Source organism: Rhizorhabdus sp. (genome assembly GCF_018006725.1).
In the GTDB taxonomy this organism is placed as follows: domain Bacteria; phylum Pseudomonadota; class Alphaproteobacteria; order Sphingomonadales; family Sphingomonadaceae; genus Rhizorhabdus.
Window position 1 is genome coordinate 1 of the sequence record NZ_JAGMXV010000137.1, and the last position, 13,300, is coordinate 13,300.

The 13,300-nt window shown below is 63.1% G+C and carries 15 protein-coding genes; 6 read left to right on the forward strand and 9 right to left on the reverse strand.

What is annotated here, in order from left to right:
* From traC to KAY22_RS17400, 8 genes are all read right to left on the reverse strand, one after another.
* Positions 1 to 2,472, reverse strand: a 2,472-nt coding sequence (traC, locus tag KAY22_RS17365) for a type IV secretion system protein TraC (RefSeq protein WP_296624582.1), incomplete at its 3' end; no start/stop codon positions are given.
* 5 nt (positions 2,473 to 2,477) lie between these two features.
* Positions 2,478 to 3,263: a conjugal transfer protein gene (locus KAY22_RS17370; RefSeq protein ID WP_024310623.1), complete on the reverse strand. Its 786-nt coding sequence runs from the start codon at positions 3,261 to 3,263 to the stop codon at positions 2,478 to 2,480.
* Positions 3,260 to 4,072 carry a DsbC family protein gene (locus KAY22_RS17375; protein ID WP_066282721.1) on the reverse strand — a complete coding sequence of 271 codons (813 nt, stop codon included), beginning with the start codon at positions 4,070 to 4,072 and terminating at the stop codon, positions 3,260 to 3,262. Before KAY22_RS17375 ends, KAY22_RS17370 begins: the two co-directional genes overlap by 4 nt.
* A gap of 20 nt (positions 4,073 to 4,092) precedes the next feature.
* Entirely contained in the window at positions 4,093 to 5,415 is a 1,323-nt protein-coding gene (locus tag KAY22_RS17380; protein WP_007406327.1) for a TraB/VirB10 family protein, read from the reverse strand.
* A complete protein-coding gene (locus tag KAY22_RS17385) occupies positions 5,412 to 6,224 on the reverse strand; it encodes a type-F conjugative transfer system secretin TraK (protein ID WP_066282723.1) in 813 nt (270 codons plus the stop codon). The genes KAY22_RS17380 and KAY22_RS17385 overlap by 4 nt, the downstream gene beginning before the upstream one ends.
* Positions 6,221 to 6,808, reverse strand: coding sequence for a type IV conjugative transfer system protein TraE (locus KAY22_RS17390; protein ID WP_064312054.1), 588 nt, complete (start codon positions 6,806 to 6,808; stop codon positions 6,221 to 6,223). The genes KAY22_RS17385 and KAY22_RS17390 overlap by 4 nt, the downstream gene beginning before the upstream one ends.
* The gene (gene traL / locus KAY22_RS17395; RefSeq protein ID WP_007406330.1) at positions 6,809 to 7,093 is read right to left on the reverse strand and encodes a type IV conjugative transfer system protein TraL; all 285 of its coding nucleotides are present in this window, start codon (positions 7,091 to 7,093) and stop codon (positions 6,809 to 6,811) included. It lies immediately after the preceding gene.
* A 40-nt stretch (positions 7,094 to 7,133) separates the two neighbouring features.
* The gene (locus KAY22_RS17400; RefSeq protein WP_007406353.1) at positions 7,134 to 7,457 is read right to left on the reverse strand and encodes a hypothetical protein; all 324 of its coding nucleotides are present in this window, start codon (positions 7,455 to 7,457) and stop codon (positions 7,134 to 7,136) included.
* A gap of 324 nt (positions 7,458 to 7,781) precedes the next feature.
* On the opposite strand from KAY22_RS17400, the gene KAY22_RS17405 reads away from it, so the two are divergent.
* From KAY22_RS17405 to KAY22_RS17420, 4 genes are all read left to right on the forward strand, one after another.
* Positions 7,782 to 8,192 carry a hypothetical protein gene (locus KAY22_RS17405; protein WP_066282732.1) on the forward strand — a complete coding sequence of 137 codons (411 nt, stop codon included), beginning with the start codon at positions 7,782 to 7,784 and terminating at the stop codon, positions 8,190 to 8,192.
* A 20-nt stretch (positions 8,193 to 8,212) separates the two neighbouring features.
* Positions 8,213 to 8,668: a hypothetical protein gene (locus KAY22_RS17410; RefSeq protein ID WP_296624583.1), complete on the forward strand. Its 456-nt coding sequence runs from the start codon at positions 8,213 to 8,215 to the stop codon at positions 8,666 to 8,668.
* A gap of 114 nt (positions 8,669 to 8,782) precedes the next feature.
* Positions 8,783 to 8,986, forward strand: a complete 204-nt coding sequence (locus KAY22_RS17415; protein ID WP_010409268.1) for a hypothetical protein — start codon at positions 8,783 to 8,785, stop codon at positions 8,984 to 8,986.
* A 9-nt stretch (positions 8,987 to 8,995) separates the two neighbouring features.
* On the forward strand, positions 8,996 to 9,970 hold the full coding sequence (locus KAY22_RS17420) for a GGDEF domain-containing protein (RefSeq protein ID WP_066674854.1): 975 nt from the start codon (positions 8,996 to 8,998) through the stop codon (positions 9,968 to 9,970).
* A 25-nt stretch (positions 9,971 to 9,995) separates the two neighbouring features.
* Here KAY22_RS17420 and KAY22_RS17425 read toward each other — a convergent pair whose 3' ends face one another.
* Positions 9,996 to 10,544, reverse strand: coding sequence for a recombinase family protein (locus tag KAY22_RS17425; protein ID WP_024310630.1), 549 nt, complete (start codon positions 10,542 to 10,544; stop codon positions 9,996 to 9,998).
* Positions 10,545 to 10,938: 394 nt separating this feature from the next.
* On the opposite strand from KAY22_RS17425, the gene KAY22_RS17430 reads away from it, so the two are divergent.
* Positions 10,939 to 11,817: a replication initiator protein A gene (locus KAY22_RS17430; protein WP_296624584.1), complete on the forward strand. Its 879-nt coding sequence runs from the start codon at positions 10,939 to 10,941 to the stop codon at positions 11,815 to 11,817.
* A 438-nt stretch (positions 11,818 to 12,255) separates the two neighbouring features.
* On the forward strand, positions 12,256 to 13,059 hold the full coding sequence (locus KAY22_RS17435; protein ID WP_296624585.1) for an RNA replicase: 804 nt from the start codon (positions 12,256 to 12,258) through the stop codon (positions 13,057 to 13,059).
* Positions 13,060 to 13,300: the final 241 nt, after the last annotated feature.

Genomic DNA, 13,300 nt, shown 5'->3' on the forward strand with positions numbered 1-13,300 from the left:
GCCGAGTTCGATCAGATGCTCGATATCGGCGAAGGTCTGCGGGCTGGAGGAATAGAGCGTCGCCGAATATTTATCGAGGACGAGCCGCCCGACCGCCATCGATTCCGGCCCCTTGATGAGGATGTCGGAATATTCCGCGCCGTTGCGCTTCAGCGAACGCAGCAGGCTTTCGGTGTAGGGGTCCATGTCGAAGCGGCCGTGCTTCTGGAAGTCCGAGATCGTGTCGGGCTTCTGCATCAGGATGACCGACCAGTCGGAGTTCTCCAGCGCCGCGAGGCTCCCTTCCGACTTGTAATAGTCGTTGAGGCTCTGCGTCGCGGTGATGAGCGAGGCGCCATATTTGCGGCAGGTTCGGCTGTAGGTCTCGACGAAATCGGCCATCGACCCACCGCGCAGCATCTGCCACGCCTCGTCGATCAGCAGCGCCTTGGGGATCTGGCGGTCCATCCGGCGCATCGTCTGCGACGACATGAACATGATCGCGGTCAGCACGACCGAGCGCAGTTCCTCGCGGCTCGACAGGTCCGAGAGTTCGAACACCGTTAGCGCGTTCGACATGTCCACCGACGCCTCACCGGTGAAGAAGCTGCCGTAGGTGCCCTTTCCCGAGAACGGGAACATCGCGATCGCGAGATCCGTCCCCTGCACAGAGCCGTCGGAGCCGAGCGCCTCGATCACGTCGTCGACGCACCCTCCCCTGCCCTTGGCCTCCCACACCTGGTTGACCGCACGATCGATCAGACCGCGCTCGGTGTCGTTGAGCTTGTCGATGTGACGGCCCATCTGCCCGATGATCGACTTGAGCATCGCCAGCGCGTCGACGAGATAATCCTCGTCCTGCGCCACCAGCGTCTCGTCGATCATCGAGAACGGATTGAGGCTGAACCCGTCGCGCAGGCGAAACTCGACGAAGTTGCCGCCCAGGCTCTTGGCCATATGCTCGAACGAGCGGCCGTCATCGATCACGATGATCTTGGCGCCCACGCCGGCGAACGCCGCGCACAGCTCCTGCAGCGCGACCGACTTGCCCGAGCCGGACTTGCCGAACACCGCGACATTGTGGTTGCCGGCCTTGTTCTCGAACGGCGACCAGAAGAAGGGCTGGCCGCGCCGCCCGATGAACATCAGGTGCGGCAGATGCCCGCCGAGATACTCGCCCTGGATCGGCAGCATATTCGCCGCGGTCGAGGTCAGCATCGTGCGCAGCCGCTTCATGCGCTTCAGGTCGCTGTCGAGCCCGTTGCCGAGCGTCATCGGCAGACACGACATGAACGCCATGATCTGGAGGAACCGCTCGTCGAGCAGGTCCCACCCGGCCGCCTTGTACATCGACTTGACGGTGCGCTCGTTAGCGTCCCCCTGCCCCTTCGGGCTGATGATGCCTACCGCATAATAGGCCTGCACCAGCTTCTTGCCGAGACGCAGCTCCTGGGTGACATGCTCCCATTCGCGGCTCTGGTCCTTCAGCTGCGGGAGCAGCCGCGCCGACTTCGAGTCCGCCAGGCTCGACGTACGCATGAACTTGTAACCGGCCTTAGACGAGGCGGCCTGTTCGTCCTGGTAGCACAGGCATAGCGACGTGAGAGTCGGGCACCCCGGGCGCAGCTTGTCGGAGAACATGTCGCCGATCAGCTTCTGCACGTCCCACGGCGCCCAGCGGTTCGGCAGGTTCCTGACCGAGAAGAAGCGATAGTCGAACGTGTCGGGCCGGATCTCCTGATACTGCGTCTCGCCCGACAGGTTCGTCACCGCGCGCAGCGGCTCGACCGATACCAGCAGGCGGTCGGCCTGGACGACGGTCTGGACGTCGCGCCGCACGCATTGGTCGGCGATCGGATCGAGTTCTGAATATTCCGAGACGTGGTCGGAGACGTCGAACGCCGGCGCGGTGATGTCGTCGATCAGCGCGATCAGATCGACCGGCTTCAGCCGGGTTGCCGGCATGTCGATCGACTGCAGCGTCGAGACGATGCTGTCGCGGACGCCGGTCAGCTCCTCCGGTGTCGCCTTCCCGCTACGGATCGAGACCGACAGGAAGATGCGATGGTTGCGGACGTGGAACGGTCCGTCCTTCGACATCGATACCCATGCGCCGTGACGCAGGAACGCCGACCGCCGCTCGGCGATCTTGCGATGGATGCCGCCCGCCTTGTAGCGCGGCAGCGCATATTGCGCGATCAGCGCGCCCACACGCGGGCTCTGGAATGCGAGCAGCTGGACCCGCGCGCTGGGCGGGACGCTCTCGGACAGCATCTGCGCGATGATCTCCCCGGTGCGCTCGTCCGCACCCATGAGCGGCGCGAGTTCCAGCGCGAACGCGATGCTGTCGGTCTGGTAGAACAGGTCGTGCCGCGCGTCGTAGCTGCGATACGGCAGCCACTGCGACAGCATCGGCGCGCCATGCGAGGGTGTTCCCTGGTCGGGTGCGCGCGTATCGCCGAGCAGGCGGGCTATGAAGCCGGTCTTCGCCATGACGATCAGTCCTCCACGCGCGGCGAGAAGGTCGCTGGGCGGTTACCCGGCGTGCTCGACGCGAGTTCGGGCGAAGCCGGCTTCTGCGTCGCGGCGATCGGCACACCCTTGCCAGCAGCCGCGTCGCGCGCCCTGGCCCGCGCGGCCGCGACCGCTGCCGCACTTGGTGCGCCGACCGCGCTCGCCGCACCTGCGGCCGCTGCCGGGGCGGCGACCTGCGCGACCTCGGCGGGCACCGGGGGAAGCGCGGCGATCGGCGCGCCGAGCTGCGAGAGGATCTCGGGGCTGACGTTGAGCGTCTGCGTCGCGGCAAGCGCCGAACCGTGGCCGTCGGTCGCCGCCAGCCACTGGCCGTTGTCGACCACCGCCTGCACGACCGCGGTCTCGTGGAAGCGCCCAGCCGCGTCGACATGCGAGGGGAACACGATCCGCAACACCTTCTGCGGCCCGACCCCCGCCGCCTGCGCCGGCACCGGCGTCGAGGCATAGGCGATCCGCTGCGTACCACCGCTGTTGCGCGCGGGTGCCTGGTACGGTCCTGCGGGATGATAGCCACTGTCGCCAGTGATCTCGGCCAGCGCCTTGTCATCGATGACGGTCGCCGGCGAGCAGCTGCCACCCTCGGGCGCGCCGCACGCGAACTTGCCCGAGATGTTGGTGCCCAGCGTCGTACAGCTGGCGAGCAGTCCCAGGCTCGCGGTCATCGCCAGCGCCGCAATACGCTTCGCGCGGGCGTGCGGGCGATAGTCGGAAACCGGGCAGGCCGGCAGGCGGATCACGGATCGGGTCACGACTTGGCTCCCTTCAACCATTCGACGAGCTGGGCCTTGGGCCTGAAACCCTCGATCACCGCCCCGTCGGAGCGGACGATGACGGGCGTCCCGTTGATGCCGTGCGCCTTGGCGAACGCCTCGTTCTCATCGAGACCGCTGGTGTCGCACTTCGGGCCTGCCGGGACCGGGTTCTGCGCATAGGCCGCGCGGACCGCCGCATGACGATCGCGGGCGCACAGCACCTGGTTGGCGATCTCGCGGCTTCCCAGCACCGAGATCGGGCGCTCGATGACGCGCACGTTCATCGTCTCGAGCGCCTGACTGAGCGCGCGGCAGTAGCCGCAGTGGAAATCGGAGAAGACGGTGACCGTCTGCGTGCCCGAACCCCACACGATCGCACCCTTGCTCGACAGCCGCGTCACATCGAGCGTGCGGGCGACGGCGGGCTGGGTCGTGACTCGCGCACCCGCCCGCGCCGCGCCGGCCTCGGGCGCATCGGGCGTGGCATTGGCCTTCGCCGCGCCGCCCACCAGCATATCGGGATTGAGCGCGAGCAGCTTGGCGGCGGTCAGATCCTGCCGCGTCTCCATGTCATAGACGCGGCCGATGACGAGATAGCGCGCCGACTTGTCGACGTAGAACAAGTTCGCACCCGCCACGACCTCGCACAGCCCGTCGACCTTGGAGCAGTCGATCGCATCGACCTTGGTCTTGGGAAGCCGCTTCTGCAGCGCGACCTGGACCTGCGCGCCGATCGGCGCTTCGGCCGAGCCGGTCAGCAGCATCGCCGCCCCCGCCATCGCGCCGATCATGATAGTATTTGCCATGTGACCGCCTCCTTCCGGGCTCAGTTCTGGATGAAGACGCCTTCGAGGAAGACGATCTCGACATCGATGCCGGTCGGCATCTCGATGATGGGCTGGTACTGTTCGGCGCGCTCGATCAGGTATTTGGAAACTGTTCGACCGCTCTCGTCGGCGCCGCCGCCCAAAGCGCGCAAACCGACGTTGCCGATGCTCGGGGTGCGATTGATCCCTCCTTTGCCGTCTGTCTCGAAGGTTGCGAGTGGCTGGTTGAAGGCAGTGTTCAGCGCATTGCCTGCACCACCTACAAGCCCGGCAAAGAAAGCTTGCATCGCCAAGGAGCCCTCGCGACTGACGACACGGCCGCGCACGCCGGTCTTGCCGGCGAAGCTGATGAAGCCCTTCACGTCCGACACCGCGAACCGGCCATTGGCCTGCGGACAGGTCATCCGCTGCAGCTTCACATAGACCTTCTCGGAAGAGAGATCGCCGCGCGCCGCGCCGTTGATGACGCAGCCTTCGATCCGCGTCGTGAGCAGCTTGCCGTTCTGGTAGACCGAGCGCGCCGGGCCGGTGATGCGCAGGATCACCGGCAGCGGATCGGTCTGCGACTGCACCCCCGCCGAGGCGTCGACGCCGACGATGACCTTCGCCTTCGCGATCGAGTTGGGCGGCAGGTAATTGGGGCTGTCGGTGTAGCTGGTCGTGCCACCCGAGATCCGAGTCGCGGTGCCCGAGGGGCCGCCCTCGAACGACACCAGCTTGATCGAGCGCGACTGCGACACCGCAGCCGCTGCCGCCTCGCCCGCCGTCATCGGCGCGCCGGGAGTGCGGTAATTGGGCTGGCCGGGGCCATACATCTGCGTCGGAGCCGGCGCGGCCGGCGCGGCGTTACGCTGCGCGATCTGCTGGCGAAGCTGGTCGTTCTCCTGCTGATAGGCGCTCATGACCCGCTGGCCATCGCTCGCCATCGACTGCTTCTCGCCCTGGAGCGCGGCGATCTGCGCCTGCAACTGCTCCATCTGCGCGCGCTGGCCGTCGACGCCCTTCAGCTGATTGTTGATCGACTGCATCTGCGCTTCGGATGCGGCCTGCCATTCACGCTGCGACATGTTCCGGTTGACCATGTCGTCGGTGGTGATCTTCACCTCCTTCCCGTCGGTGCCGACCGGCTTCAGCTTGGCATCGTCGCCCATGACGTACCAGGAGCCCAGCACCAGCGCGACGGCGCCACCACAGCCGAGGTAGAGCAGCTGCTTCTTGCGGACGGCATCGTTGCCGGCCATCAGCTCGCTGTCCCCGCCCTCCTCCGGCTCGGTATCGAGCTGCTTGGCACGGTTACGCTGGAAGATGTCCTTGAGGCTCATGGCCGCACTCCGTTGGCGAGGCCCGAAGGCGTGACGATATAGGCGGTGGTGGCTTCACCGGGCTTGAGGTTGGGGTTGGCGACCGAGACCGCGATCGCGTTCGACGGTGCGATCGTTCCCTCGCCCAGCGCGACCGGAACCTTGCCCCGGTTCTCGATCCTGAGCGTGCGGCCTGCGAGGCTGGCGCCGCGATACTCGGCGACCATCTGGACCTTGAGCGAGCCAATCATCACCGGGTCGGTGACCGCGGGCCTGACCTCGAACCCTTCGAGCGGCGCGGACTGGAACATCGCCTGGACCAGCGTGGCGGACGCCTCCTGCGGCGATGCCGCGACGGCCGCGACCTGCGTTTCCGCGGCGCCACCGATATCCTTATTCTCGACGAACACCTGCTGCGCGTCGTCACCGGCGAGGCGGCACGAGAATTTGTAGACATAGCCCTTCGACGTGGTGCCGAAGAACGACACGTTCGGCCGAGAATAGGCTTCCGGGACCGACACATAGATGTCGCCCCGGGTCGGTTCGTTGACCACGGTGAAATCGTCGGTATCGACCCCGGTGGTCAGCTTCGAGACGCTGGCGAAGCGATCGTCCTTGAGGCTGACGCGGGTCAGCCCCGACTTCGACATCGTGCAGGCGACCTCGCTGTTGTCCTTCGCCAGCACATGCTCGTCGGCAAAGGCTGGCGCGGCGAGCACCATTCCGCCCGCGACGATCATCCCTGCCCCGATCAGGCGCGATAGCGAACACAGGCGCGATGCGAAGGCGGTCCCGCCCCCGATCAGCCCGACTGCGACCCAGGCGGTCATGCGTCGTCTCCGATGGTTGCCGCGGCGTCCTTGTCGGCCTTGGTGACCATCCCGAAGCCCTTGAGCTGGAGAGTCAGGCCGCGATACGCCCAGTAGAAGCGGAACGTCTTCGGCTCGGCGGTGACCGACTTCGAGCCGACGACGGTGTGCAGCGTGCCGGTCACTTCCGAGGTCAGTTTCTCGGTGTCGACCTTCATGCCGGCGAGCGTGAAATACTGGCTGATGCTCGATCCGCGCTGCTCGTTGAGGATCTTCATCAGGTCGCGCTTGAGCGAACCATGTGCTTCCGGCGTGGCGATCGCCAGGATCGAGTCCATCCAGTATTCGAGATTTTCGGGCGAGCGGTTGAGCGTCATCAGCGCGGTGTCGCGCGTGACCATCTCCAGATACTGCTCGCTGACCCCGCTCGACGAGAGCGTCAACGGGGAGCGGACGATCGGCTGCAGGACGATCTCCCGGTCACGGGTCGCGCCGACCAGGAACAGCAGCACCACGAGGCCCGCGAGGACCAGCGCGACGATGCCGAGCATGTTGCGCTGCTTGAGGACGCGCTGCGACTGCGCGAGACCGACAGAATAATCCATTTAGCCCACCATCACGCGAAGGTGGGAGGGCGGTGTCGCCTTCAGCCCGGTAAAACTCGACGGCAGGTGCCAGTAGGCCATGTGGAGAATCCACGACGTGGCCTTGCCGGCTTTGAGTTTCCGAAAACCCCACCAGCCGAGCAACGAGACCATCAGTCCGATCACGACGTGCTGCGACAGGATCCCCCAGATGAAGGGGATCGCCATCGCGAGGAACTCGTCCAGCGTCCAGAAGCCGATCAGCTCCGGGTCGTCGAGATGCGAAGGGATGGTGTACCGGTCCATAAGCTAAGCCGCCCTCCCAGCGGTTGATCCAGCCGACGCCTCAGATCGTCGCGGTGACGGTCGAGGTGACGATCGGGATACCCGTGCCCGCGCCGACGCCGACGGCGACGGGAACGGCCACCTGGCCCAGGCTGAAGCGGCCCGACGCCAGCGCGACGATGCCGCCCGCGAGGCTCATGACGGTGATGATCTTGCCGCCCGAGCCCTCGAGGAAGTCCGTGAACTTCGTCAGCGCGGTATTGAACGTCGTGTCGGCGCCGGCGAACGCCGCCGACGCGCCCAGGACCATCACCATCGCGATGATCGCCAGACCGAGAAGGACACCATTGATCTGGCCACCCTTCGGCATTGAAAGTGCAGACATGCTCTTTCCCCTTGGAAGACGAAGCACAAGCGCGTCGTCTCCCTAAGGATTTCGCAAGTATTGACCCTCGACAAGACGGAAAAAAATTACCGTATCGACTTTGACTGCGGGAAAGCCCGACTACGCATTTCCGCCAAAAAACTGACGCGATGGGTCTGCAGACAAACATAGAGCAGGTAATTTTTTTACCACCTGCGGAATTTTTTTCCGTCTTCGTTGCGAAACTGGAATGACCACCCCCGGTCGTGCGGCAATGATTGATTGCTCGAGAAACTATCAATCCAGATGGTATGCGCTCGCCCGCACTCGGGTTATCCGTTCCCCATGTCGAATGTGATCTACGCCTTCCGGGTCAGCGATGAGCTGTTCCGTCTCACAACAGAAGCGATCAGAACCCGGTCGCTGGCAACGCGACGGTTTGAGACCGTTTCCTCTACCGCCCTGTATGGACTGGAGAAATTCTTGGATATGCCGGATTTCGAGCTGATGCTCGAACGCGCCTCGACGATCGAGGACAATGGTGAAAACCGGGTCGGTTTCCGCATTCAGATCGATCAGAAGGCGCTTTTCCAGGCCGCGCGGGACAGGGCCACTACCGACCCCACCACCCCTGCCACAGCGCGTTTCCTGCTCACCGTGTCGATGCTGTGCGTCTTCGATTGTGCGATTCGTCGAGAAGTTCCGACTAACGCTAAAAAAAATATTGACAGCCTCTCGGGCTATAACCGTATATAGCGCCCAGAAGGGGGGTCGTCATGACTGACCAGAGGAATGCAGCAAGCCGACAGACCGAGACAGACTTCTACTATCCGCTTATCATCGAGCAGTGGAATCGCCGTGGCGTAACCAATGTCGAAATGGCCCGGAGACTCGGGAAAAGCGTCAGTCTCATCGGAAAGGTCAAATCCGGTCGCGCCAGCTTTACGGCCGCGATGCAGATAAGGGTCATGGAGATCCTGGAGATCGACCGGCAACGTGCGTTTCTTGCCGCAGTCTGGATGAAGACGCCCCTCGCCTATTTCGATGACAGCTTCGACAAGATCTACCTCGTCACGTGCCGCTTCGTCGAAGCTTCCTGCCCCCAGTTACTGTCGCTCGCCGAGCAGGTGAAAGGCGATGGGCTTGCTCCCGAAGCGATCGAGCGGGTTTTGCAATCCATCCTGATGAACATGCTCAATTCGGTTCTCCCGCCCCGGACCGGAGCAAACTGAACCAATTCCGGTGGTGAACTCCGTTCCCATCAAACGAGCTTTGGAGAGTGACACCTGTTTCGCTTAGAGGGCGATATGGACTCTCAGCCGAAACCCGCGCGGTCGACCCTATCGATGCGCCGCAAAAAAGAACGCGAGGATGCTGCGGGTTACAAGCGGTCCACCTACGCGCTCTCCCCTGCATCGCTGCGAGTCGCGGACGAGATCCAGCGCCGCTATCAACTTGGCTCCCGCGAGGCCGCTATCAACGCACTTCTCGAACTCATCGACCGCGATCTGTTCCTGTGGCACGACATCCTTGTGTCGGAACGGCGATAGAGGCTTCTGATGGATCTGCGCACCAGTCCGCCAGCCGACGAATCGGGTCATGCCATTGTCGATTTTCTCGACGAGCATCGACTGCCGCACAGCCCCGAGAATTACGGCTTCGCTCACACCTATTTCGAAGGTGCTGACGAGGCCCATTTCATGGCCGTCGCCAATCTGATCGACGGCGGTTATCGCCTCCGACAGGAAGACGTGCGAGCAATTTCGGCACCAGCGGATCTCCATGGCACCGCGACGACGATCGGTGAGCTTTCCACGGAGGTCATGCACATCATCGGGGCAACCGCCCAGGAAGCCAATGCCTTCGTCAAATCGCTCACGCTCACCGCGGCCGAACTGGTCTCGACAGACGGCAACATTCACAGCGCGGTCGCTCGGATGACTGCCCAGGCCGAGCGCGCCGAAGAGCGGTTGAAGCAGCTGAGCCTTCAGACGGCGCTAGTCCGCGAGCGCCTACGCTCGCTGGGCGTCGATACCGACATCGATCCTGCTACCTCGCTCCTCAACCGCATCGCGATCGACTCGGTGCTCACCGCCGCACTCGGGCGGGAAGGCCCTACCCTTCTTGCGCTGGTTGCGCTCGATCAGGTCACCTCGATCGGGGCGGCTCATGGGATCGGCGTCGTCGAGCGGGTCCTGCGCGCGCTGGGCCAGACATTGCGGGATCATTGCATGCCGCACCGGGTCGGCCGCTGGGAGGCAAAGCGGATCGCCATCGTGTTCGACAACTGCGACCCCGAAGCCGCCCGCGATATGCTGAACGCAGCCCGCAAGGCATTCTCGAGGCGAAAGCTGCAGCGCGTCGAGAATGAGACGCCGATCGGCGAGGTGACATGCTCGGCGGGTCTCGTACTCGCCCCCAACGCTGTCTCCGAGGATCTGATTGCAGACGCAGCCGATGCGCTGGCACGGGCTTCGAATGGCTTGGGCAACCGGGTTATTCTTGAGCAGCCAGCTGCGCGCCCATTCCCGTGATACGCCGCACGCGTCGGCACCGCAGCTATCGCGCGGGAAAATGCCTGTAAAAGGTCGAGATCGAGACGCCGATCGCGCGCGCGATCTCGCGCGACGACATCTCCGTCTTGAGCAGCTTGGTGGCCGCGTTCCGGCGCTCTTCGGTCATCATCGTCTTTCGCCCGCCGAACCGGCCCTTGCGCCGTGCGACGGCCAGCGCAGCAGTGGTCCGCTCGCGGACCAGCTCGCGTTCCATCTGGGCCATCGCCGCCAGGATGTTGAAGACGAGCCGCCCCGCCGTTCCCGAAGTGTCGATTCCATCGGTGATCGAACGCAGCCCGATCCCCTTCTCGTCGAGGTCGGCCGACAAATCGACCAGCCCCTTCATGGTGCGGCCGAGGCGGTCCAGCTTCCACACGACCAGCACGTCACCCGATCGCGCATAGGCAATCGCTTCGGCGAGGCCAGGACGATTCACTTTCGCGCCGCTGGCCTTGTCGGAATAGAGCCGCTCGCAGCCGGCTTGCTTCAATGCCTCGATCTGGGGCGTCAGATCCTGGTCGGCCGTCGACACCCGCGCATAACCGATCAACATGCAATTTTCCCGAAACTCATCGACAACGGCCCTGCCACTGAGTTACTAACGGAAATGGGTTTTGAGAAGTGCGCTTTGTTGACAACTTCCAACGGGATCGGCCGATCGCGGTCACGAGCGGCGGTATTCCCATGAGGGCGTCGCAAATCAGATCATTTGCGAGGTGGTCGGTGATACCTCCGATCTCCGAGCCGAGCGAAGCGAGGGGATTGATCCGCGAAAGCACGAGTCCTTGGCGAAATGACCTACGCGTCGGGGACCCGACTTCGTCATACATCCCTCACTTCGTGCTTTCGCGGATCAATGCGAAGGGCGGAGTTCGTGCTTTTGCGGATAATTGCAAAGCGGGGCTACGGTGACGCACGCCACGCGAGTTGCCAAGGGGTCCGGGCAGATGCCGATAAATCAGGGCGACCTTTTCTCACTCGACAGCCCGCTCATGAGCGAGGTGCGCGGCGAGCGGTCATTGATGGCATTTCCATTTTTCGCACTCAGCAAGGGCAAATGGACCAAAACTCTCGCCTATAAAACCGACAAGGTTTCGATCGAGATCGTCCCTACCGCCAAGGGCGTTGCCACGATATACGATAAAGAAATCGTTTTATATATCGCTAGCTTGATGGTTGCGAAACTCGAAGCGGGCGAGCAGGTCTCACAGGATTTCTACTTTACGGCCCACGACCTGTTTTGCGTTACCGGCAACAACACATCGGCGCGATCGTACGCGCGCCTTTCGCAGGCATTGGAGCGGCTCCAAGGCACTCAGATCAAAACCAATATCGAGGCTGGAGGCGAAGGCGAGGAGGGTTATTTCTCGTGGCTCTCGGAGGCGAAGCTGTATTACACCAAAACCGGCACGAGCGATGGTGACAAGCGCCTCAAAGCAGTTAGGGTACGTCTATGCGACTGGCTTTTCCGAGCCATTCTTCACGATCGGCAGGTTCTGGACTACGCACCAGCCTATTTCCAACTCGGCCCTGTCGAAAGGCGGCTTTACGAAATAGCTAGATCCAGTTGCATCAGTGGCCCTTACGAACTGACCCTCGACAATCTACGTCTCCAACTCGGTTACCAGAACTCACTCGCTCATTTTCGACATGCCTTGAAGGCAATACTCGAGACAAACTCCATCCCAGATTACCGCGTGACGCTATTTGATGCTCCGCAGGCTGAACCAAACGCTACGCCTCGACCTGGTCGGAAGACCGGACATTGTCAGGTATTGATCGAGCCAAAGGTAACCCTGCCACTAATCGCCACCACGGTTGCATGATTCGACTCATGCGATGCTTTCTGCGGCATTCATCCGCGAAAGCACGAAGCCATCACACCGATTGATCCGCGAAAGCACGAATCCTGCCCTAATTGATCCGTGATAGCACGAGCGATTTATCTGTTTGATCCGCAATAGCACGAACTGCCGGCGCTTCCGCCCGTCCACGAAATTTTGCAGAGTTCGCCAGCCGGCACTCCGCCGGATAGGAAGCGGCCGTGATCACATAAACGAATGCCCGGCACGAATGCCGGGCACCCTGGAACGAAATGAGCGATGCTTGCCGGCATCGACCAGGCTTCAGACGCCCCTCTCATACTCGTTCTCGAACTACGGTTCAAGGGAGCGCGCTTCGCGCCACGCTCTAGTTTTGCCTTGGTCCCGGCCCCACGAAGGGGACGGAAGATGGGAGTTGTTACCCTCGCGAAAGCGAGCTTCATGGCGCTCGACCGCATCGAGCGGACGCAGCCGAGAGCACGATCGGGCGCGGCAAACCCGACTCGAGCGCATGTTCACCCAAACAGCCGAAAGGCCGGCACATTTGAGGATGACTTCTTTTACAGCTACGCGAAGGGCGAACCCGACCGGCTCTACAAGCAGGCGGCCGAGCTGCTGAAGCACAAGAACGCGGTACGTCGCATCGCCCGTGCCGAGGGCCGCCAGCTCACCGAGGACGAACGCCTCGCCACCCTGATAACCAACACAGCATTGCGCGTGTTTGAGCAGCTTACGACTTTGGCGCGAACGTGCGCCGGCAAGGTGTTCCCGACCTGGGAATGGATCGAGGCGGCTGCCGGCGTCTCACGCGCCAGCGTCGGACGTGCGCTGGTGGCGCTCACCAGCATGGGCCTTCTCGACAAGCAGCGGCGATGCGTGCCGATCGATCCCCCGGCCGATCGCCCCAAGGCACGCAATGCGCAGACCTCCAACGTCTATCGCATGAGCTTCCCCAACCGGCTTACCCGCTTCCTTCCGCGTCGTCTCCGGCCTGTCCCCCTCCCCGACGATGTGGTGCAGCGCGAGGCCGATCGTATCGAGCAGATCGAGGCTATGCGCCTCTGGCGTTCGCCCCGTCAGGTTGTCGCCGAGGAGATCGAGGACGCCGGCTTGCGGCAGGTGCTGGACCGCCTTGCCATCGCTATCGAGAAACAAGAGTCTCAAAAATATGGTCAACCGCTCCTTAATTCATCTCTTCAAGGGACAAACGGAGTTGGCCTAGTCGGCCAACGCTTTGACGCCTGACGGCGAAAGCAGTCCTGAGACGATCGGATGCGCACAACCCCAACCGAAAATGCCCAGCCGCAAAGTAGGACGCGCCGCTTCGCGTCGCGATGCTCCCGAGAGGAGCAGGCGTTTACCGTCGCGCTCAAATGGCCGCCTTCGTGCTTGGTGCAGCCGTTTTTGGTGCGTCATCGCCACCGTAGCGCCATGCTGAGCACCCGACTTGCGTTTGAAAACGCAGCCCACCTGGTAACTTATGGGC

What these genes read in the sequence shown, in the direction of transcription:
- KAY22_RS17375 (WP_066282721.1), bottom strand. Translation starts at nt 4,072, where the DNA reads ATGGCAAATACTATCATGATCGGCGCGATGGCGGGGGCGGCGATGCTG.
- KAY22_RS17380 (WP_007406327.1), bottom strand. Translation starts at nt 5,415, where the DNA reads ATGAGCCTCAAGGACATCTTCCAGCGTAACCGTGCCAAGCAGCTCGAT.
- KAY22_RS17385 (WP_066282723.1), bottom strand. Translation starts at nt 6,224, where the DNA reads ATGACCGCCTGGGTCGCAGTCGGGCTGATCGGGGGCGGGACCGCCTTC.
- KAY22_RS17390 (WP_064312054.1), bottom strand. Translation starts at nt 6,808, where the DNA reads ATGGATTATTCTGTCGGTCTCGCGCAGTCGCAGCGCGTCCTCAAGCAG.
- traL (WP_007406330.1), bottom strand. Translation starts at nt 7,093, where the DNA reads ATGGACCGGTACACCATCCCTTCGCATCTCGACGACCCGGAGCTGATC.
- KAY22_RS17400 (WP_007406353.1), bottom strand. Translation starts at nt 7,457, where the DNA reads ATGTCTGCACTTTCAATGCCGAAGGGTGGCCAGATCAATGGTGTCCTT.
- KAY22_RS17405 (WP_066282732.1), top strand. Translation starts at nt 7,782, where the DNA reads ATGTCGAATGTGATCTACGCCTTCCGGGTCAGCGATGAGCTGTTCCGT.
- KAY22_RS17410 (WP_296624583.1), top strand. Translation starts at nt 8,213, where the DNA reads ATGACTGACCAGAGGAATGCAGCAAGCCGACAGACCGAGACAGACTTC.
- KAY22_RS17415 (WP_010409268.1), top strand. Translation starts at nt 8,783, where the DNA reads ATGCGCCGCAAAAAAGAACGCGAGGATGCTGCGGGTTACAAGCGGTCC.
- KAY22_RS17420 (WP_066674854.1), top strand. Translation starts at nt 8,996, where the DNA reads ATGGATCTGCGCACCAGTCCGCCAGCCGACGAATCGGGTCATGCCATT.
- KAY22_RS17425 (WP_024310630.1), bottom strand. Translation starts at nt 10,544, where the DNA reads ATGTTGATCGGTTATGCGCGGGTGTCGACGGCCGACCAGGATCTGACG.
- KAY22_RS17430 (WP_296624584.1), top strand. Translation starts at nt 10,939, where the DNA reads ATGCCGATAAATCAGGGCGACCTTTTCTCACTCGACAGCCCGCTCATG.
- KAY22_RS17435 (WP_296624585.1), top strand. Translation starts at nt 12,256, where the DNA reads ATGGCGCTCGACCGCATCGAGCGGACGCAGCCGAGAGCACGATCGGGC.